Raw genomic sequence first — 19,593 nt, 5'->3', positions numbered from 1 at the left:
CGGCATTTCCTGTGGATCACCGCGCGGTGGTTCGATCGCGCGACAAAGGAGCGTGGCCAGGAGACGCTGAAGGTGGCCTTCGACCGACCTTATGCCGAGCTCGTATCTCCAAGCCAGGCGCGGAACGATCGATATCTCGGGAACGTGCGCGCCGAAGCGCCCGATCATCTCGTCATCTTGTCGATATCGGAGAGTATCGAGCTGGCCCGCCGGCATGTGTGTGAAGTTGCCCGAACGCTCCAGTTCATCGACGCGACGGGCTTGAAGCCGTCGGATGCAAACCGGGCATATCCGAAGGGCCGCTTCGACAACCGTGTGCCAGACCAGGACCATGCCTCGGTCTGGTGGGATCCGGTGCATCGCCGGCATGTGCTCGCCGACGAGCCCTATGTCCGCGCCGACGATCCGATCAGCGAGGAACGGCTCGCCTGGGCGAAGCGCTTTGGCTGGGAGATCGTCAAGCCGGCTTGGGGCAGCATCTATTGGACCGATGGCGGCTGCTGGCTGTTCCTGATGGCGGATCGCGCCAAGGGCCCGTCGCTCAAACCGCTGGCCGATGCGCTAGAAAAGGCGCCCAAGCCCGTCGCCGCGAAACGGTGGAGCGGCTTCTCCGGCGGCTATCACGCCGCGGTCGATACGCCGGGCACCCGGGCGCAGCTCGCCACGAAGGAAGCAGCTGTGGCCAAGGTCCGCAAACCGGCGCGCAAGCGAGCCTCGGTTGCCTACAACATGGCATTTGTCGGACGGCGTCTACGTCCGGACGCACGGATGCCAGTCGAGGCGCACCAACAGGTCGGTCGCCTGCTGAAATCCGTTCTGGTCGCGGCGGAGAAACGCGACGGCGCGCGCACCCGGATCGATCGGATGCGCAGCGAGCTCGATGAATGGGTGCAGCGCGAATATTCGCATACCGAACTGGATCAGGAGACGTTCTCCGACCTTTATTATCACGAGGACGATATCGACGGTTCCTCACCGATTAGCCGTGACGAGATGATCCTGAACATCGAGAAGGCGAAGTCGATCCTGACGCGCCACTATCCCGATTGTCCACCGCTCGACGAAGTGACGGGACAGGCGGATCGGGCAATTGCTTCGCTCAGGAGCTGGCGCATGTGACTTCGGTAACGGTGTAGGGTCGGCCGGCGTCCGCGCCGGCCCGCTCGCCAGCCGATCGTCACCGCCAGGCCGAGACCCGCGGCGCGGGGCTCGGTGGCCGGCCCCGCCGGCCATAGAGCGGCGGTCGCCCGGCACCGCCGGGCGAGGCGCAAACCGACTCGCTCAATCCCGCCGCCGCATCAGCACCCGGTAGCCGCCGCCGGCGAGCCGCCGCGCATCGGCGGCAAGCCGCCGCACCCGGGACCGGATCGAATCCGCGCGCCGGTCTCCCCCTCCCTGGCCCGATGCGTCGCCGAACAGCACCCGGGCGATCTCGCGATGGCTCGCGCCGGCCAGCACGGCATCATGGACGCGCAGCGCCAAAATCCAGCGCTCGACGCGCCGGTCGGGCGGATAGAGCGCGCGGGAGAAGCGCCCCTTGCGGCAGAGATCGAGCAGCCGCCGCAGCGGCGGGATCCGGGCTTCGGCGGACGCAACACCCTTGAGCCGGTATTCGAGCAGCACCGGCTCACCGCCGGTCAGGCTCCCCTGCTCGATGTCGAGCCGGATATGGTGCCAGCCGTCCGACAGCACGGCATGCTCGCCGTGCCGGTCGCGGACCACCGTCAGCCAGGGCGCGAGCAAGGCCGGATCGATCGCGTCGGGATCGCCGCGCCCGATCGGGCTGGCGACGACGCGCAGCGTCCCGGGATCGAAATCGGCATGCCAGATGATCCGCGCGTCCGGGGCCTCGACCTCCGGCCGCTCGGCGAAAGTGAATCCCCCATTGGACGGGGTCGTTGCCCGACCCGGGAAGCGGCGCGCCGGTGCCGCGCGTCGCCGTGCTGGCGCGGGCATGCCAGGCGATATAGCCGGGATCGCGGCGCAGCCACTCCCACATCAGGCCGGCACGGTCGAGCCCGCGCAGCCGTGCATAGTCGCGCGCATCGCGCCAGTCGCCTGCCATGCGATCAGCCCCGCCGGGTCATGTCGAGGAACAGTGCAACCAGAGCGGCGCCCAATCACTCCGAAATGGAGGATCAAGCCCCGCCAGACGATGCGGAATATATTGACAATATAAACTTGACTCCTTTGCCCTCCAAGTCACTGTTGCCGCGATGATTTGTGTGCGTATTGCCCGACGGCGGGGTGAGAATCCGCCGTCCGGCCCGAGAATGCGGGAAAGGTCGATCCGGGGGTCGACGGCAGCTTGAGATGCCGCCCGGGGTCGAGTGGGTGCCCAATGGGCATGCACGCAATGGGGCCATTCGTCCGGGCGGTCGAGGCAGCGACGAGCGCGGACGAGCTGGCGACGGCGATGGTCGAGATCTGCGCGATACTGGGGTTCGAGTATTTCGCGCTGACCCATCATGTCGACATGCCGAGCCCGACCGGCACGGATATCCGACTCCACAATTATCCGGAGCAATGGGCGGCCTATTATGACGCGCAGGCGCTCGGCGTGTCCGACCCGGTGCACCGGGCAAGCCATGTCACGAGCCTCGGCTTCCCCTGGTCGCGGCTGCACGACATGATCACGCTGACCCCGCGCGACCGGCACGTACTCGCGCTCGGCGCACAGCAGGGCATCGGCGACGGCTTCACGGTGCCGGCGAACATCCCCGGCGAGACGCTCGGCTCCTGCTCCTTCGCCAATACCGCCGGCCGGCCCTTGCCCGAGGCGATGCTGCCGCTGGCGCAATGGGCCGGGCTGTTCGCCTTCGAGGGGGCACGCCGGCTGTGGTCGACGCGCAGGATCGATACGAAGGCGAAAGCCCCGGTGCTGACCGACCGCCAGCGCGACTGCCTCCTGTGGGCCGCGCGCGGCAAGGGCGACTGGGAGATCAGCCGCATTCTCGGGCTCAGCGAGGAAACCGTGGCGCGCCATATCAAGCAGGCGTGCGAGCGGTACGGCGTGAACAAACGGACATTGGCGGCGATCCGGGCGCTGTTCGACGGAACGCTCACCTTCACCGACATCTTCAAGCGCTGACTATACCCCTTTTCCGGCATATCGCGACGGCGGCGCAATCGCGACCCTTGGTCTCCCAAATGACCAAGGAGCCAAGACCATGTTGCATGCGATGGGAGCCGGAGCCGCCCCGGTGCCGGACAAGGTGCTGCAGGGGATGTTCGCCGCGCGCAAGCAGGTGTTCGTCGACCTGCTGAAATGGGACGTGCCGGTGCTGGCCGGCGCCTATGAGGTCGACCAGTTCGACGACCCGCACGCGCACTATCTGGTGCTCGCCGACCGTGAGGGCGGCCATCTCGGCTCGGCGCGGCTGCTGCCGACGACGCGGCCGCATATCCTGGACAGCTTCTATCCCGAGCTGTGCGAGGGAGCGCCGCCGAGCGGTCCCGACATCTTCGAGGTGACGCGCTTCTGCCTCGACCGCAGCCTCACCGCCCGCGAGCGCCGCGGCGTGCGCGACACGCTGGTCACGGCGCTGGCCGACCATGCGCTCGCCAACGGCATCCGCCGCTACAGCGCGATCGCCGAGATGGGCTGGCTGCAGCAGATCCTCGCCTTCGGCTGGCGCTGCCGGCCGCTCGGCCTGCCGGTGACGATCGAGGGCAAGATGCTCGGCGCGCTCGCCATCGAGATCGAGCTCGACACACCGCGCAAGCTCGCCGCGGCGGGCATCACGCCCCTTCCCCATCTGCTGGGCGGCGACGGCCGCGCGGCGGCCTGATCCGGGAGGAGCACCGCTATGAACCCGAACCCGATGCTCGCCGCCGCGATCGACCAAACGCGCGGGCGGCTTGCCCGTGACGGCTGGTGCATCCTCCGCGCCGCCCTCCCTGCCGAGACGATCGCCGCGCTCGATGCGGACCTCGCGCCCGTCTTCGCGGAGACGCCCTTCTGCCAGGGCAGCTTCTATGGCGAGACCACCAAGCGGTTCGGCCGTCTGCTCGCGCGTTCGCAGCACATGGCGGCGCTGGTCCAGCACGCGGTCGTGCAGGGCGTGGCCGAGGCGGCGCTCGCGCCCTGGTGCGACTGCATCCAGCTCAACGTCGCCCAGGCGATCGCCATCCACCCAGGCGCGCCAGCGCAGATGCCGCACCGCGACCAGGACATGTGGCGGGCGCCGGCAGGCGAGGTCGAATATCTCGTCAACGTGATCTGGCCGCTGACGCCGTTCCGCGCCGAGAATGGCGCGACCCTGCTGTGGCCGGGCAGCCATGGCGCCGCCGCGCTCGACCCGCCGCCATCCTCGGCAGGAATCGCCGCCGAGATGGATCCCGGCGACGCGCTGCTCTTCCTCGGCTCGACGCTGCACGGCGCCGGCGCCAACCGCACCACCGGCGTCCGCCGCGGCCTCGTGGTCGGCTATTCGCTGGGCTGGCTCAAACCCTATGAGAACCAGATGCTGGCCTATCCGGCCGCGGTCGCGCGGCGTTTCGCGCCCGAACTCGCCGCCCTGGTCGGCTATCGACAGCACCGGCCCAATCTCGGCAACTATGAAGGCCAGTGCCCGTCAGTGCTGCTTTCCGATACCGTGCCCGGGCCGCTGGGCGCGATCGACGCGCTGCGGGCGGATCAGGCCATGGCAGTCGATACCCATCGGGCGGCGCAGGAACTGATCGCATGAACGCGGGTCCCACTTCTGAACGGGTGCTGGACGCGCTGCGCCGCGCGGTCCTCGAGCATCAATTCCGCCCAGGCGATCGCCTTGATCCCACGCAGCTGGCGGGAATGCTCTCCAGCAGCGTAACGCCGGTGCGCGAGGCCCTCTACGTCCTCGCCGGCGAAGGGTTGGTCGAGACACGAACCAGCGACGGCTTCCATCTGCCCCAACTCGACGAGCCGGCGCTGCGCGACCGCTATCGATGGAACCTGCAACTTGCCCGGCTGTCCCTTGCTAGCCACGAGCCCGTCCATAGCATCGTTCCCGTTTCGGCGGAGGACGATCTCGCCGGCCTCAGCGCAACGCTCATGGCGCGCATCGGGCGGCTCTCGGGAAATATTGAACTCCAGCGCGCCATGGCCTCGCTCAATGCCAGGCTACATGCGGCACGGATGGTCGAATCCGAGATCCTTGCCGGCGTGCGCGAGGAACTGGCGCAAATCGGCGGCGCGCTGGCGTCCGATGACAGGCCGCTGCTCCGCAATTTGGTCACGGCCTATTGCAATCGCCGCGAGCGCGCCGCCGCCGCCATCCTGCGCGCGCTCTATCGCAGCCCGACCGAGGGCTGAGATGCAACAATCGCGTTATAGGCGCCGTATAAAATTCGGATAGCGCATCGCGGGACCTACCTTCCTGGCCGCCACAAACTCGTGGCGCATCAGGAGAATGATCATGGAACGCGATTTCGAATCCCGTGACGATGTGATCGATCTCGGCGCAGCCAGTGTCGAGACCAAGGGCATCGGCGCCGTCTTCCACGACGAGGACGTGCTGCAGACCCTGCCCGGCCTCGCCGCCGAGTGAACGCGACGGCGCGCGGCCGGTAGGGTCGCGCGCCGTTCGTTGCACGTGGCGTCCCCTGCCCCGCAACAATCGCGTTATAGGCTCGGTATAAAATTCGGATAGCGCGCCGCCCGACCTACGCTTCTGGTTGCCACAAATTCGTGGTGCATCAGGAGACTGACCATGGAACGCGACTTCGAACCTCGCGACGAGGTAATCGATCTCGGCGCAGCCAGCGTCGAGACCAAGGGCATCGGCGCCATCTTCCACGACGAGGACGTGCTGCAGGCCATGCCTGGCCTCGCTGCCGAGTGAGCGCAACGGCGCGCGGCCATACGGCCGCGCGCCGTAGGCAAGCTAGCGAGGGCCAATATGGGATATAGGCTTCGAGACGGCGTTAGCTTCTGCGAAACCAGTGGCCGTCTGCTCTTCCTGGACGTCCGGCGGGACCGCTATTTCTGCCTGACCGGCCCGACCGAAGACGCGTTCCGGCGGCTCGTGCGTCGGGAAGCAAGGCATGGCGATGCAGCGCACCTCGCGGGGTGCATATCGGACGGGCTGTTGCTGCCGGCAGGAGACGGCATGATTCCCGAACCCTGCATCCTCGCGATGCCGGAGAGCAGCGCACTCGACGCGCCCGGCAACCGGCATCCCGCGTCGGGGATATTCGGTGCGGTTGTCCGCCTCGCCAGGTCGGAGCTCGCGCTGCGTGTCTGCAGGCTGCACGGCGTGCTGCGCGGCGTGGCGCGCCACAAGGCCCGCACGCCCGGTGCCGTCGCCGTGACACCGGCGATGCTGGCGGCGCCGGCCCAGATATTCCATGCGGCCGCTTTGCTCGCGAGCCCGCTCGACCGCTGCCTGCCGCGCGGTATCGCCACGACGCATCGCTATCTTTCGCTCGGGATCGCGGTGGACCTCGTGCTTGGCGTCAAGCTCCAGCCCTTCGCCGCGCATTGCTGGGTGCAGTGGGGGCCGGTCCTGCTGAACGACCGCATCGACACGGTTCGCAGCTTCACCCCGATCCTGGTACTATGACGCCGGCGCGCTTCGCCGGCGTCATCGCGCCGCGCTCCGACCGGCGCGCCGAGCTGGTCGAGCGGTTGTCGCGTGCGGCTTTGCCCTCGGACGGGTTCGGCCGGACGCTCGACAACGACCTGCTTGTCCTGTTGTCGCACTCGCCCACGCCGCCGCTGCTCGCGCGGGAAGAGGGAGCGATCATCGGTCCGCTCTTCTCCCGCGGTCAGGCAAGCGCACGAACCCAGCTCGCGCCCTCGGCGCAGACCATGATCGCGGCATCGGCCGGCAGTCATCTGTTCGATGCCTGGTGGGGCCATTATGTCGCGGTCCTGGCCGGCGGTGCCGGCCGCCGCGTCACGATCGTCCGGGCACCGATGGGCGCCCTTCCCGTCTATTGGCTCGAGACTTCTGACGGCGTGGTGTTCGGGTCGGATTTCGCGCTGCTGCGCGACGCGGGCTTCTTCACGCCGGCGATCGACCGCACCGCGCTCGCCCGGTTCCTCGTCGCCAACAATGTACGGACGCGCGAAACCTGCCTTCAGGGCCTGTACGAGGTCCAGGGCGGCGAACGGCTCGTGGTCGAGGAAAGCCGTGTAACCCTCGAGGCGGGCTGGTCACCCTGGGACTGGGCAGCGCGTGAGCGCGCGCTGCTCGATGCCCGCGAGGCGGCCGCGCGGGTCCGCGACGCGGTGCTCCACAGCGTCGCCGCGATGCGCGGTCCCCATGAGCGGGTCGTGCTCAAATTGTCGGGCGGGCTGGACTCGTCGATCGTCGCCGCCGCGCTGAAAGCCGCAGGGCGGCCCTTTACCTGCCTGACATTGGTCACCGCCAATCCGTCGGGCGACGAACGTGCCTTCGCGGCAGCCACCGCCAGGGCGGTCGGTGCCCCCCTGATCGAGCGGATGCGCGATCAAGCGCTGGTCGACCTCACGCGGTCCGAAGCGGGAAACCTCCCGCGACCGACCATGCGTGCCTTCATGCAGGCTTCGCGGGCGCTCGCAGCCTCGGTCGCGCGCGAGACCGGCGCCACGGCTATCCTCGATGGCAGCGGCGGCGACGGCGTCTTCTGCTCGCTTCAATCGGTCCGGCCGGTGCTCGACTGCTTGCGCGCGCCCGAAGGCCGACCCGAACTGAAGCGGGTCGTGCGCACCCTGGCCGAGGTCAGTCAGGCCGGTATCCCCCAGATCGCATGGCGCACGCTGCAGGCGTTTTGGCGGCCGGCATCCTATCCGGTCCTGCGCGACGATCGCTTCCTGTCGCGTGTCGCCCTCGACCTTTCGGACGAAGCGGGCGCGCATCCCTGGCTGGTCTGTCCTGCGGATGCGCTTCCAGCCAAGGCCGCGCATGTCGCCATGATCGTCACAGCCCAGAGCGTCGCGGAGGCAGCGGATCCGCTCGATCCGCTGCCTACCTTATCACCGCTGATGGCCCAGCCGGTCATTGAAACCTGTCTCCGGGTGCCGAGTTGGCTCTGGCTCGACCAGGGCCGCAACCGGGCGGCCGCACGGCATGGCTTCGCCGACCGGCTTCCACCGGAAATCGCGTGGCGGCGCTCCAAGGGCACCCCGGACAGTTTCCTGATCGATCTGTTCGAGACCCACCGTGCCACGATCCGCGCACTGTTGCTGGAAGGCGTGCTCGCGGGTCTGGACCTGCTGGACACCGCGGCACTGGCGCCGGTGGTCGACGACCGCCGGCCAGTCACCGGCTATGATTTCGTCCGGGTCATGCGCCTGGTGGATGTCGAGGTATGGGCGCGTGCGATGCAGGCGCGCGAACGATGATGCTGAACACGGCGCCTACCCGGTCGCGCGCACCCGCACCCCGATCCCGGCGGTTCGCTTTTCACCGGTTGGCTGCCGATCGACCGGGGCGATCGTGCACCGCACGCATTGCCTGCCAACGCGCAAATTGCGCCTGCTTGGCGGGGTCCGGATCGACCTCGCCCCGCAGCCAGAAGGCGAACCAGTCGACAGCGCGCGTGTAGACCGCCAACCGATGCACCGGCTGCCACTTGCCGTGAAACTCGTCCGGAAAGACGCGCATCTCGACCGGCTTGCCTGCCTCGCGCAGCGCCTGGACCGACTCCAGCGCGAACAGATATTCGGAATCGGCAAGCTGCAGCAGCAGGGGCGTGTCGATGCGCGTCGCATTCTGTGCCAGCGACATCGAAGCCCAGAAGCCAGGGTCGGGCCTCATTGTCGCCGGATAGCCCAGCCTGGCATTGGCATCGGCAAGCGCGATCCCGCCATAGATCATCGCCGTCCTGCCCTCGACACAGCAGGTGCTGATTGCCGCGGCCGCAAAGCGGTGCGAGTTGATCAGTGCGAAGCGGGTCAGGGTTGCGCCATCGCTGAGCCCGGTCAGTCCGATACGTGCGGGGTCGACCGTGCCCGTGGCGATCGCAGCGTCGATGCCGGTCATCAACGACGAGAACAGGCTGCGATGCTCCGCCCAGTCCTTCTGGTTCGCCGCGATCATCGCCTCGTTCGAACTTAGGTCCGGGTACAAGGAGGCAATCGCGGTCGGCCGCTCGAGGCTCAGGACCGCGAAGCCGTGTGCGGCAAGAAGATAGATCGGATACTCGTCATTGGTGCCGCCGCGCAAAAAGCCCCGGCTATGATATTGCACGACGACCAGCGGCAGCCTGGCACCTGGCCGATGGCCGGGCGGCAAGACGAGGTCGCCCCAGGCCTCGAGCCCGCGATCGTTGCGCCATTCGAGCCGCGTGACCGTGCCGAGATCGAGATCCCGGAATTCGGGATTGGGATCGAAGAGCAGGCGGTTCCGGCCCGTTGCCGGGTCGAATAGGATCAGCCGCCGCGGCGTCCGCGCATTCTCGTACAGGCACACCCACTCCGCCTGCGCGGGAACGCAGCCCTGGATCGTATCGTCGGTTGTCAGGATCCGACGCGGCGGGACATGCCCAGGGCGCCAAGTATAGAAGCTGGTGCGCGCGTTGTTCCAGCCGTCGCGGCGCTGGAAGACGACGCTGGATCTGGCACCATCCCAGAATAGCAGCGAGAGCCGGCCGCTACAGGCCTCGCCGGCGCAAGCGACACTGCGTCCCGCAGGATCGTGCAGAATGAGCCGCCTGGGACTGAACGGCGACGGTGCCGTCGATTCGAGCGTGGCGGTCCAACCCGCGCGCGACCGCGCGACGGTGCCGCTCCAGGCCGCTTCCATCCGGTCGAAGGCTTCCCGCTGCGCTGGCGTTGCCGCGCTTGTGGTACCCGCCACCGGGTCAAGGGCATGGATTTCCCGCGGCGCATCCGCGGGCCGGACCTGCGGGCGGGCACCGACATTGGGGAGAATCCTGGCATCGTAAAGCCAGCCCGAGCGGCCTTCGGCATCGATGGCGGCATCCACCGCGGCCCGGGCCGGCCGAGTCGCGAAGAGAAGCGCCCCGGGCTCCGGCCATAGTAGAGCCTCGACATCGGTGGTGCCCGCGATGTCCCGCGGGGCGCCCTCGCCGTCTGCCCGAACCAGTGAGATGCCTGTGCGGCCGTCGATACGCTTGAGATAGGCGATCCATTGTCCGTCCGGCGACCAGACGGGCGTCACCGTAGCCGGCGGTCCGATCCGCGTGAACAGGCCGCGGACCGCGATTTCGGTCATCAGATAGGCGCCGCCGCGATCGACGATCCGGATGCCGCTCTTCCCGTCGAGCGACTGCACCACCAATGCCCGGCAATATCCGTTGGTGGCCGGATCAGCCCGGGTGAGGACGAATGCAACCGAGCGGCCGTCGGGCGAGACGGCGAGCGGCCCGGGCATATCGGGATTGGCCGGCTCCGGGCCACCGACATCGCGAAGCCGAACGAGATCGATCGCGGTGATCGGCCGCAACGCGGCCGCGCCGGTCGGTGACGCGGGCAGCAGATCGTCACAGGCCGCCTGCGCGGCGCTGCCAAAGGACAGCGCCGCGAGGGTGGCCAGCGCAGAGACACCGGCGCGCGAGCGCGCCGGCCTGCTCGCCAGCCGGGCTCTCACCACGTCTTGCGCACCGTGAAGCTGACAAAGCGGCCGACCGGCGAATAATTAGTCGAATCATAGGGTGTATCGCTGAACTGGGTCGTCGCGATCCGCGTCGGCTGGTCGTTGAACAGGTTGAGCATCGCCACCGACAGCTCGATATTACCGAGCAGCCCGTGCCCGCCTGTCCGGTAATGGGCCGCGACATCGATCGTCTTCATCGAACCGACCCGGAACAGGTTCGCCGCCCGCGGGTCGTCGACACCGCCGATATAGTTCAGGCTGGTGGTGAGGTTGAACGGCCCATGGTCCCAGCTGATGCCGGCCCGGGCCCGGACATGCGGCGGGCTGAAGATCTGGCCCGCCAGCGGGACCACCGGCTGGGTGCTGCTGATCTGCTGATTGCTTTCGAGATAGCTCGCATTGACCGTGGCCGCGAGGCTGTCCGCGGCGCCGAGGCGGGTGCGGTAGCGGAACAGGACATCCATGCCGCGAATCGACTGGCGGCCGGCATTGATGCTGCTGTCGTCGATCAGTACCGCCACCTTGGCCGGGTCGTAAGGCGCCCCGGCGGCATTGACGAAGCTCAATGCACCCCCGACGATGTCGGCCAACAACGCTGCTGGCGGGTTCATCGTCGCACGGTCGCGATAGGCGGGATTGCTGAGCGACTGGGCGATGAAGGCGATCGGGGTCACCACGCGATCGCGATAGGCAATGTCGAAATAGCTCAACTCGAGTCCGGCACCGGCGAGGCCGCGCGGATGGATCGCAAGCGTGGCCGACCAGGTCCGCGCCCGTTCGGGCTTCAGCGTCGGATTGCCGCCCTGGACGAACAGCGCCGTCGCACCCGCGGCATAGCCGGTGCCACCGAGCGCCGATGGGGCGATCAGCACGAGCGAGCGCGGCTGGTATTTTTCGAGCAGCGTCGGCGCGCGGAAGGATCGTCCCCAGCTCCCCTTGATCTCGAAATCGGGCGTGGGCGCATAGACGATGCCAAGCTTCGGCGTCGCGATGTCGCCGATCCCCGGGTAATTCTCGTAGCGAAGCGCGGCGCTGAGCTCGAGCCGATAGGCCAGCGGCATCGCCATGCCCGGCGACATGAGCGGCAGGCTCAGCTCGCCATAGCCATAATAGCTGTCCTGGGTGCGATCGATGTTCTGGGCATTGCCCGGACCGTTGTCCCGGATGAAGGTGTTGCTCCGGTAGCCGCCGCCGACGGCGAGCCGTACCGCCCCGGCCGGCAGCGAGAAGAGCGGGCCGTCGGCGCCGATCTCGCCAGTCGCGGCGCTGTTGCAATAGCAGATCTCGGGCGGCGCGGTGGGCACGCCCTTCGCCCAGGTCGTGACCGTGAAGCGGGTATGATCGCGGCCATAGGAGCCGGTCGCGACTGCGCGCCATGCGCCGAGGTCCAAACGCAAGGTCGGCGCGATCGCCAGCGATTCCGTCGTATAGTCATTGACGATGCCGCTGAGCTTGACGTCACCGGCGGCATTGTTCGCGACGGACTTGATGCTCCACCGCCGGTTGTAGAGCGCGTCCAGCTCGAAGGTCAGCCCGTCCAAAAGTTCTTGGTGGCCGCTTAGCACCGCGCTGTGATTCCGGATGGGCGGGAAGAGCGTCAGGGCCGGGCTTTTGTCCTCGGCATAGCTTCGGTCGCGGCCGTAGATCGCCGTGGTCCGCGCAAATTCGTAACTTGCGATCAGGCCGCCCGACGTCCAGCGCTGGCCGGCCGAAACACCGTAGCGCTGCTCGAAATTGCCGCCATCGGTCGACGTGCCGAGGCGCGCGCTCATGTCGATGGCATCGCTGTCGCGGCGCAGGATGACATTGGCGACACCGGCGACGGCGTCCGACCCGTACAGCGCCGAGGCACCGTCCGGTACGATCTCGATCCGTTCGACCGCCGCCAGCGGGATCGCCGAGACGTCGATGCTTTGCCGAGATGAGCTGTACGACAGCCGATGGCCGTTCAGCAGCGTCAGCGTCGCGTCGCTGCCGATGCCGCGCAGATTGATGGACGAGCCCCCGCCGACATTGACGCCGCTCGTCGACGGCACGTTCGCGCCGACCCCGGGATTCTGTCCGCCTCCAAAGTTCTGGGGAATGCTTCGCACGACGTCCCCTAGAGCGGCCTGGCCCGCGTTGCGCATCTCCTCTTGTGTAATACTGAGAACCGGCGATGCCCCCCGCGCGCCGCGGATCCGGCTGCCGGTGACGGTGATCGCCTCCCCGCCATCGATCGGCGCCGCGAGCGCCTGCGGCGCGGCCGGCACGATGACGAACGCCGCACCCGAATGCTGCGCCTGCAAGCCCGACCTGGCCAGCAGCCGATCCAGCGCTTCCTCGACGGAGAATACGCCCTTCAGCGCTGGCGCCTGCCGATCCGTGACCAGATCGCTTGGCGCGACGATGCTCTGTCCCGTCGCCGTCGCAATCGCCTGGATCGAGCGCGCGAGCGGCTGGGCGGGAAGGTCATAGCCTCGCCGCCCGGCTTCCTGCGCGCACGCGACGGTCGCGCTCGTCGCGACCATCGCCGTGCCGCCCAGAAACAGTGCCAATAATTCTGTCGTCCCCCGCATGTGTCTTTCTCCCCATCCTGGCATCCTTGCTGGTGCCATTCGGTGCGAAGACGACGCGGGCGGGCATCACCCTATGGTTTTTTGCACGTCCCTATTGCAGCGCAATCGAAGCATCGGGCTGGGTGCGAAGCTCGAGCTGGAACATCGTGGCGGCGGATTTGGCGAACCCTGCCGGATCGTCTGCGGCGAAGGCACCGGTGACGCGCAGGTCGCCGATCCGCGCGGAGCCAAGCGCCAGCTTGGTGTCGTTGCGGCGGTTGAAGCGCGCTATGGCCTCGCGCAAGGGCGTTGCGTCGAACGAGAGCATGGCGTCGGGCCAGGACGTGTCGGCGGGGTCGGCCGTGACGGGCGGCGACGGCGCCTTGCCATGGCCATAGACCAGCGCCTGGCCCGGCATGAGCATCCGGCTTGCGGCACCCTTTGCGACCGTGGGGTCGGCGCGCACCTCGACCGACCCGCGCAGCAGGACGACGCGCACAAGCGTCGGCTGGAGTTCGACGTCGAAGATCGTCCCATGGGCGACGACCGCGCCCCCGTCGGCACGGACCAGGAATGGCCGCGCGGGATCGTGCGCAACCTCGAAGCGCGCGCGGCCCTTGAGAAGCTCTATCCGGCGCTCGGAGGCGCTATAAGCCACGCGGACGGCGCTGTTCCGGTCGAGCGTCACCCGCGACCCGTCTGCGAGGGCAATCGCGCGGACCGCATCGGCCTTGCCGGCATAGGCGACCGGTGCCGCTGCCGGGTCCGATCGCATGCCGCCGTGCAGCCACAGGCCGCCGCCGACGATCAGCACCACAAGGGCGGCGACCGCCGCGGCGCGCACCATCGGTTGCCGGTACCAGACGCTGGCACGGGAAAGGTCGCGTCCCCGCCCGAGACGGGTGTTGGCAAGGAACCTGGACTGGTCCCATTGGCGCGCGAGCCGGTCATAGGTCTCGCCGTTCAGGGCATCGGCACGCCAGACCTCGAACGCATCAAGCTCCGTTCCGCTCGCGCCGGCGCGCAGGCGCGCGAACCAGTCGGCAGCCTCCTGCCGCGCGCGTGCGGCGGCGCCTTCCTCCCCCGCCGATCCGGTCATCGCAGGGACGAATGGCCGTCGATATAAGCGATGGCACGGCTCATATGCTTTTCGACCGCCTTGATCCCGAGCCCTGTGCGGGCCGCGATCTCGGCATAGCTATAGCCGTCGATACGATGCGCCAAGAAGATCTCCCGTGTCCGCGGCTTGAGGCGCAGCAGTACCGCCTCGAGCCGCGCGAGCATATCACGCGCTTCGAGCGCGGCGACCTGATCCGGCGCCATAATGGCGACGTCGTCGACGGGAACGTGCAGATGCACCGCATGGCGGGTGGCGGCCTTGGCCTCGTCCTTCAGGAGATTGACCGCGGTGCGGTGCAGATAGGCGCCGGGGCTTTCGAGTCCGTCGACGACATCACGGTCGAGCGCGGCAAGCCGCGCGAACGCCTGCTGGGTCAGGTCCTCGGCGGCGTCGCTGGATGTGCGGCGCAGGAGGAAGCGCAGCAGCCGCGGCCGGTGCTCGCGGAAGAGCGTCTCGAGCCGGCCGGTGACCACCGGCACGACGCGGTCCTCGGGCGGCAGCGGATCGCCTTCGCCGATGGCGCCGGGCAGTTCATGTGCCAGCCTCATGCTCTCGAGCATGGTGCCTCCGTCCGCCGACGGGACCGGACTGGAAGTGGAAACCTCGCCATCGTGCCGCTCCGCTCTTTCGAGGCGGAGCCGGCCGGAGCCGGGTGTTGAGAACATGCTTAAGACACGCGCCGACGCTTTTAGCCGCAAGCGGCCTGGACATGAGCGGCGGCCACCCGGCGAAGCGCCGTGCGAGACCATGGTTTCTCAAGCGAGGTTCTCACGCCTCGGCGCCGCCGTGCCGACGACGCGAGGCAGAGGATAAGGCCGTCCCATAATTTGGCAACTCCGCACGCCGCCGGCGCAAAAGCCGGGTGTTGAGAGCATGCTTGAGACATGCGCCTTCGCTTTTAGCCGTTACCGGCCTGGACATATGCGAAGGCCACCCGGCCGCGTGGAAGCTGGCTGCCGGGACCAGCTCGTCGGCGCATGACGCATCAATTTCTCCATCGGATCGCGGCCGACGGCAAGGCCCCGCGCAGTGGCCTCACCCCGCCCGCATCGTCAGCTCCCCGGCGTTCGCGGTGTTCGATGATGGCAGCTCGCGCCGTCCGAACCGGGCATAGAGCGTCGGCAGCACGAACAGGGTCAGCAACGTCGCGGAGATCAGCCCGCCGATCACCACTGTCGCGAGCGGCTTCTGCACCTCGGAGCCCGCACCATGGCCGAGCGCCATCGGCACGAACCCGAGCGAGGCGACAAGGGCAGTCATCGCCACCGGCCGCAGACGGAGCAGTGCGCCCTCGCGACTGGCCCGGGCACGGTCCATGCCGCTGCGCATCAGGTCCTGGATCGAGGCGACCATCACCAGCCCATTGAGCACGGCGATACCAGACAACGCGATAAACCCGACCGCCGCCGAGATCGAGAACGGCATGCTGCGCAGCAGGAGCGCCGCCACCCCACCGACCAGCGCCAGCGGTATGCTGGCGAACACGATCCCCGCATCGCGCACGCTGCCAAGCGCGGCGTAGAGCAGCAGCAGGATCAGCGCGAAGCAGGCGGGCACGACCAGCATCAGGCGGTTACGCGCCGAAGCGAGGTTCTCGAACTGGCCGCCCCATTCGAGGAAGATGCCGGCGGGGAGCCGCACGTTCTTCGCGATCGCTGCCTGAGCATCGGCCACCACGCCGGCAACGTCGCGCCCGCGCACATTGGCCTGGATTACGACCCTGCGCTTGCCGTTCTCGCGGCTGATCTGGTTAGGGCCGTCAGCGACGCGGATGTCGGCGACGCTGGCGAGCGGCACGAACGCGCCCGAAGGGGTCGGAACCGGCGTCTGGCCGAGCGTCTCGAAATTTGCCCGTTCGGCATCCGACAGGCGGATGACGATCGGGAATTTGCGGTCGCCTTCGAAGATCACGCCAGCCGGATGGCCGCCGACCGCCGCCGCGATCACATCCTGCACATCCTTCGCCGTGACGCCCAGCCGGGCCGCGGCGTCGCGGTTGAACGCGATGTCGAGCATCGGCAGGCCCTCGGTCTGCTCGACCTTGACGTCCGCGGCACCACGGGTGCGCCGGAGCAACGCTGCGATCTTGTCGGCGGTGGCGTTCATCTGGGCGAAGTCGTCGCCGAACACCTTGACCGCGACGTCGCTGCGGACGCCGGCGATCAGCTCGTTGAACCGCATCTGGATCGGCTGGGTAATCTCGTAGCTATGCCCGGGCACCTGCGCGAGACGCTTCTCGATCCGCTCGACGACATCGGCCTTAGTCTCGCCCGGATCGGGCCATTCGCTGCGGGGCTTCAGCATCACGAAGGTGTCGGTGGCATTAGGCGGCATCGGATCCGATGCCAGCTCGGCGGTGCCGGTGCGCGAGAACACGACCCGGACCTCGGGGATGCCCGATAATGCTCTCTCGATCTGGAACTGCATCTTCTGGCTCTGGTCGACCGAAGTACCGGGCACGCGGAACGCCTGGACCAGAACATTGCCCTCGTCGAGCTGTGGCAGGAACTCCTGGCCGAGCGTCGCATAGCCGGCGCCGGCCAGCACCAGTGCGGCGATTCCGATGGCGAAGGTGCGCGTGGGCGCCTGCATCGCACGGTCGAGCCCGGGCTCGTAGCGGCGGCGCAGCCACCCGACGATCCGGCCCTCCTTCTCCTCGACCGGCTTGCTCAGCCAGACCGCGATCGCGGCAGGCACGAAGGTAAGCGACAGGACGAACGCGAACACGAGGGCCATGATGACGGTGAGCGCCATCGGTTCGAACGTCTTGCCTTCCACCCCCGAGAGCGTGAGCAGCGGCACATAGACGAGGATGATGATCGCCTGACCGAAGACCGAGGGGCGGATCATCTCGCGCGCGGCCTGCGCCACCAGCGACAGGCGCTCTTCCCGTTCGAGCGGTCGCCCGAAATGGTGCTGCCGCTCGGCGATGCGCCGCAGCGCGTTCTCGACGATGATCACCGCGCCATCGACGATGAGCCCGAAATCGAGCGCGCCGAGGCTCATCAGGTTGGCGGAGACGCCCGCCTGAAGCATGCCGAACCCGGTCAGCAGCATGGTGATCGGAATGACGGCCGCCGCGATCAACGCTGCGCGGAAATTGCCGAGCAGCGCGAACAGAACGACGATGACGAGCAGCGCGCCTTCGCCGAGATTGCGCGCGACCGTCGCGATCGTCGCGTTGACGAGATCGGTGCGGTCGAGCACCGGCTCGATGACGATGTCGGGCGGCAGCGACGGCCCGATCCGCCGCAGCCGCTCGGCAACGCCGGTGGAGACGGTCCGGCTGTTCTCGCCGATCCGCATCACCGCGGTGCCGGTCACCACCTCGTGGCCGCCTTCCGAAGCCGAGCCCAGCCGAATCGCCTGTCCGAGCCGTACCTCGGCGACCTGACCCAGCAGGATCGGCGTGCCTTCGCGCGTGGCGATGACGGTATTGGCGAGCTGCGCAGTACTGACGATCCGCGCATCGGCGCGCACCGCAAGGCCCTCGCCGTTGCGGTCGACGATGCCGCCGCCGATCGCACTGTTGTTGGCCTCGAGCGCGGCGGCCAGCTGGCCCAGTGAGAGCTTAAGCGCGGCGAGCTTCTGCACGTCGGGGACGACGAGATATTCTTTGTCGAACCCGCCGAGCGAATCCACGCCCGCGACCCCGGCCACCGACTTGATCTGCGGCGCAACGATCCATTCCTGGACGGTGTGGAGATAGGTCGCCTTGTCGGCCTCGCCCACCAGCCGATCGCCTTCGGGGGTGATATAGCTGCCGTCCGGCTGGGTGCCGGGCTCGCCCGGCTTGTGCTGGTCGTGGCCGCGATCCTGATAGCGGACGGTCCACATATAGATATCGCCAAGCCCGGTCGCGATCGCACCCATTTCGGGGGTCACGCTCTCGGGCAGACGCTCCTTGGCATCGTTGATCCGCTCGGCGACCTGCGCCCGCGCGAAATAGATGTCGGTCGAATCCGAGAACACCGCCGTGACCTGCGCGAACCCGTTACGGCTCAGCGAACGCGTGCTCTCGAGCCCCTTGATCCCGGCGAGCGCAGTCTCGACGGGAAAGGTGACCTGCTTCTCGATCAGCTCGGGCGAAAGCGCGGGCGCGCGGACGTTGATCTGGACCTGGTTGTTGGTGACGTCGGGCACCGCGTCGATCGGCAGGCGCCAGAGCGAGGCGGCGCCGACGATGGCGGCGATGGCAGTGAGGAGCAGGACGAACCAGCGCCGCTCGACCGCAAGGGTGACGATACGGTCGATCATGGCTCAGTCCTCGTCCCCGCCCTCGCCCTTGCCGAGTTCGGCCTTGAGCGTGAAGCTGTTGGCGGCGGCGACCTGTTCGCGCCCGGTCAGCCCGGAGAGGATCGTGACCGAAGCGCCATGGGTCTGGCCGAGCGTGACGGAAACCGCGCGGAACCCGGTTGCGGTGCGGACGAACACCACCGGCTTGTTCTCGACCGTCTGGACGGCGGTCGAAGGCACGCTGATCACGCTCTCCCCGCCACTGCCGGCGAGCAGGATCGCCGCCTGCACGCTCTCGCCGACCCGCCACTGGTCGGCGCGGTTGTCGAGTGTCGCGATCACCGGCACGAGCCTCGTGGCCTGGTCGAGGATCGGCGAGACGAAGGTGACGCGCGCCGTCGCCTGGCGGCCCGGCGCGCTCACCTCGACGGTGGCGCCCGGCCGGACCCGGCCGGCATCGGCCGCCGCCAGCGACAGAGTCAACGATACCGAGGAAAGATTGGCAACCCGAAACAGCTCGGCATCGGCCGCGACGGTCTGGCCGAGCGTCACCGAACGCGCGATCACCTGCCCGCCGATCGGCGCGCGGATCGCGATACGATTGAGCGACCCGCCGCCACCGCCGGCGGCGGAGACCTGCTGGCGCGCGAGCCGGAGCGCGATATCCGCTTCGCGCGCCGCGGTGCGTGCGGCGATCAGATCCTGCTCCGCCGATACGCGCTCGTCGAACAGCCGTTGCTCGCGGCGCAGATTGGTCCGGGCGAGCGCGGCACGCGCTTGGGCCGCCTCGACCTCGGCGTTGAGCTGGGCGGCCTCGCGGCTTTCGATCACCGCCAGCGTATCGCCGCGACCGACTGGCTGGCCGAGATTGCGGGTCAGCGCGACCACGCGGCCGCCGATTGCCGCCGAGACGACCTGGGTGCCTTGCGGATCGCCTTCGATCGTCGCGGGCAGCTCGATCGCGCCGGCGCCGCCGACGGTCGGGCGGACGAGCTGGATGCCGGTGCTCGCGATCTGCTGGGGCGATAGCTTGATGATGCCCTCGGCCGGCGCGTCGGTACCTTCCTTGGCTTCGGCTTCGGCCTTTTCTTCGGCGGGCTTGGTGCCGCCACAGGCGGAGAGCGTGGCGACGAGCGCGAGCGGCAGCATCGTGCGCAGGAGTTGCGTGTTCATC

At 68.3% G+C, this 19,593-nt stretch carries 17 protein-coding genes; 9 read left to right on the top strand and 8 right to left on the bottom strand.

All coding sequences use genetic code 11. From position 1 onward, the window contains the following. Window positions 1–72: 72 nt before the first annotated feature. Entirely contained in the window at window positions 73–1,119 is a 1,047-nt protein-coding gene (locus ACT53K_RS05155) for a DUF5623 domain-containing protein (protein WP_476227484.1), read from the top strand. A gap of 162 nt (window positions 1,120–1,281) precedes the next feature. On the opposite strand, the gene ACT53K_RS05150 is transcribed toward ACT53K_RS05155, so the two are convergent. Both ACT53K_RS05150 and ACT53K_RS05145 read right to left on the bottom strand, forming a co-directional pair. Next, a complete protein-coding gene (locus tag ACT53K_RS05150; protein ID WP_476227974.1) occupies window positions 1,282–1,623 on the bottom strand; it encodes a DNA -binding domain-containing protein in 342 nt (113 codons plus the stop codon). A 4-nt stretch (window positions 1,624–1,627) separates the two neighbouring features. After that, the gene (locus tag ACT53K_RS05145) at window positions 1,628–1,999 is read right to left on the bottom strand and encodes a transcriptional regulator domain-containing protein (RefSeq protein ID WP_476227973.1); all 372 of its coding nucleotides are present in this window, start codon (window positions 1,997–1,999) and stop codon (window positions 1,628–1,630) included. Between the two features lie 342 nt (window positions 2,000–2,341). Here ACT53K_RS05145 and ACT53K_RS05140 point away from each other — a divergent pair, with 342 nt between their 5' ends. The 8 genes from ACT53K_RS05140 to ACT53K_RS05105 all read left to right on the top strand — a co-directional run bounded on the left by ACT53K_RS05140 (window position 2,342) and on the right by ACT53K_RS05105 (window position 8,311). Further along, complete coding sequence (locus ACT53K_RS05140) at window positions 2,342–3,091, top strand: LuxR family transcriptional regulator (RefSeq protein WP_476227483.1); 750 nt, start codon at window positions 2,342–2,344, stop codon at window positions 3,089–3,091. Between the two features lie 79 nt (window positions 3,092–3,170). After that, on the top strand, window positions 3,171–3,791 hold the full coding sequence (locus ACT53K_RS05135) for an acyl-homoserine-lactone synthase (RefSeq protein WP_476227482.1): 621 nt from the start codon (window positions 3,171–3,173) through the stop codon (window positions 3,789–3,791). Window positions 3,792–3,809: 18 nt separating this feature from the next. Continuing rightward, complete coding sequence (locus ACT53K_RS05130) at window positions 3,810–4,691, top strand: phytanoyl-CoA dioxygenase family protein (protein WP_476227481.1); 882 nt, start codon at window positions 3,810–3,812, stop codon at window positions 4,689–4,691. Beyond that, complete coding sequence (locus ACT53K_RS05125; protein WP_476227480.1) at window positions 4,688–5,296, top strand: GntR family transcriptional regulator; 609 nt, start codon at window positions 4,688–4,690, stop codon at window positions 5,294–5,296. Before ACT53K_RS05130 ends, ACT53K_RS05125 begins: the two co-directional genes overlap by 4 nt. A gap of 103 nt (window positions 5,297–5,399) precedes the next feature. Further along, entirely contained in the window at window positions 5,400–5,531 is a 132-nt protein-coding gene (locus ACT53K_RS05120; RefSeq protein ID WP_476227479.1) for a benenodin family lasso peptide, read from the top strand. A gap of 162 nt (window positions 5,532–5,693) precedes the next feature. Next, on the top strand, window positions 5,694–5,825 hold the full coding sequence (locus tag ACT53K_RS05115) for a benenodin family lasso peptide (protein ID WP_476227478.1): 132 nt from the start codon (window positions 5,694–5,696) through the stop codon (window positions 5,823–5,825). Between the two features lie 57 nt (window positions 5,826–5,882). After that, window positions 5,883–6,545, top strand: a complete 663-nt coding sequence (locus ACT53K_RS05110) for a lasso peptide biosynthesis B2 protein (protein ID WP_476227477.1) — start codon at window positions 5,883–5,885, stop codon at window positions 6,543–6,545. Further along, window positions 6,542–8,311 carry an asparagine synthase-related protein gene (locus ACT53K_RS05105; protein WP_476227476.1) on the top strand — a complete coding sequence of 590 codons (1,770 nt, stop codon included), beginning with the start codon at window positions 6,542–6,544 and terminating at the stop codon, window positions 8,309–8,311. The genes ACT53K_RS05110 and ACT53K_RS05105 overlap by 4 nt, the downstream gene beginning before the upstream one ends. A 61-nt stretch (window positions 8,312–8,372) precedes the next feature. Here the strand turns inward: ACT53K_RS05105 and ACT53K_RS05100 are convergent, their stop codons facing one another. The 6 genes from ACT53K_RS05100 to ACT53K_RS05075 all read right to left on the bottom strand — a co-directional run bounded on the left by ACT53K_RS05100 (window position 8,373) and on the right by ACT53K_RS05075 (window position 19,592). Continuing rightward, window positions 8,373–10,523: an Atxe2 family lasso peptide isopeptidase gene (locus tag ACT53K_RS05100; RefSeq protein ID WP_476227475.1), complete on the bottom strand. Its 2,151-nt coding sequence runs from the start codon at window positions 10,521–10,523 to the stop codon at window positions 8,373–8,375. Next, window positions 10,517–13,084 (bottom strand): TonB-dependent receptor domain-containing protein, encoded by a 2,568-nt coding sequence (locus ACT53K_RS05095; RefSeq protein ID WP_476227474.1) that lies wholly within the window; start codon window positions 13,082–13,084, stop codon window positions 10,517–10,519. Before ACT53K_RS05095 ends, ACT53K_RS05100 begins: the two co-directional genes overlap by 7 nt. 91 nt (window positions 13,085–13,175) lie before the next feature. Beyond that, window positions 13,176–14,162 (bottom strand): FecR family protein, encoded by a 987-nt coding sequence (locus tag ACT53K_RS05090; protein ID WP_476227473.1) that lies wholly within the window; start codon window positions 14,160–14,162, stop codon window positions 13,176–13,178. After that, the gene (locus tag ACT53K_RS05085) at window positions 14,159–14,743 is read right to left on the bottom strand and encodes an RNA polymerase sigma factor (protein ID WP_476227472.1); all 585 of its coding nucleotides are present in this window, start codon (window positions 14,741–14,743) and stop codon (window positions 14,159–14,161) included. Before ACT53K_RS05085 ends, ACT53K_RS05090 begins: the two co-directional genes overlap by 4 nt. 475 nt (window positions 14,744–15,218) lie before the next feature. After that, complete coding sequence (locus tag ACT53K_RS05080; protein WP_476227471.1) at window positions 15,219–18,440, bottom strand: efflux RND transporter permease subunit; 3,222 nt, start codon at window positions 18,438–18,440, stop codon at window positions 15,219–15,221. Window positions 18,441–18,443: 3 nt separating this feature from the next. Continuing rightward, the gene (locus ACT53K_RS05075) at window positions 18,444–19,592 is read right to left on the bottom strand and encodes an efflux RND transporter periplasmic adaptor subunit (RefSeq protein WP_476227470.1); all 1,149 of its coding nucleotides are present in this window, start codon (window positions 19,590–19,592) and stop codon (window positions 18,444–18,446) included. Between the last annotated feature and the right edge of the window lies 1 nt (window position 19,593).

It is taken from the genome of Sphingomonas sp. DMC8 (assembly GCF_056314185.1).
The sequence above is the reverse complement of the archived record's forward strand: the minus strand, read 5'-3'. Positions and strand labels throughout refer to the sequence as shown.

Bases quoted from the DNA above. Each gene is read 5' to 3' on its own strand.
- ACT53K_RS05145 (WP_476227973.1), bottom strand. From the start codon at position 1,999: ATGTGGGAGTGGCTGCGCCGCGATCCCGGCTATATCGCCTGGCATGCC.
- ACT53K_RS05140 (WP_476227483.1), top strand. From the start codon at position 2,342: ATGGGCATGCACGCAATGGGGCCATTCGTCCGGGCGGTCGAGGCAGCG.
- ACT53K_RS05135 (WP_476227482.1), top strand. From the start codon at position 3,171: ATGTTGCATGCGATGGGAGCCGGAGCCGCCCCGGTGCCGGACAAGGTG.
- ACT53K_RS05130 (WP_476227481.1), top strand. From the start codon at position 3,810: ATGAACCCGAACCCGATGCTCGCCGCCGCGATCGACCAAACGCGCGGG.
- ACT53K_RS05125 (WP_476227480.1), top strand. From the start codon at position 4,688: ATGAACGCGGGTCCCACTTCTGAACGGGTGCTGGACGCGCTGCGCCGC.
- ACT53K_RS05120 (WP_476227479.1), top strand. From the start codon at position 5,400: ATGGAACGCGATTTCGAATCCCGTGACGATGTGATCGATCTCGGCGCA.
- ACT53K_RS05115 (WP_476227478.1), top strand. From the start codon at position 5,694: ATGGAACGCGACTTCGAACCTCGCGACGAGGTAATCGATCTCGGCGCA.
- ACT53K_RS05110 (WP_476227477.1), top strand. From the start codon at position 5,883: ATGGGATATAGGCTTCGAGACGGCGTTAGCTTCTGCGAAACCAGTGGC.
- ACT53K_RS05105 (WP_476227476.1), top strand. From the start codon at position 6,542: ATGACGCCGGCGCGCTTCGCCGGCGTCATCGCGCCGCGCTCCGACCGG.
- ACT53K_RS05095 (WP_476227474.1), bottom strand. From the start codon at position 13,084: ATGCGGGGGACGACAGAATTATTGGCACTGTTTCTGGGCGGCACGGCG.
- ACT53K_RS05090 (WP_476227473.1), bottom strand. From the start codon at position 14,162: ATGACCGGATCGGCGGGGGAGGAAGGCGCCGCCGCACGCGCGCGGCAG.
- ACT53K_RS05085 (WP_476227472.1), bottom strand. From the start codon at position 14,743: ATGCTCGAGAGCATGAGGCTGGCACATGAACTGCCCGGCGCCATCGGC.
- ACT53K_RS05080 (WP_476227471.1), bottom strand. From the start codon at position 18,440: ATGATCGACCGTATCGTCACCCTTGCGGTCGAGCGGCGCTGGTTCGTC.
- ACT53K_RS05075 (WP_476227470.1), bottom strand. From the start codon at position 19,592: ATGAACACGCAACTCCTGCGCACGATGCTGCCGCTCGCGCTCGTCGCC.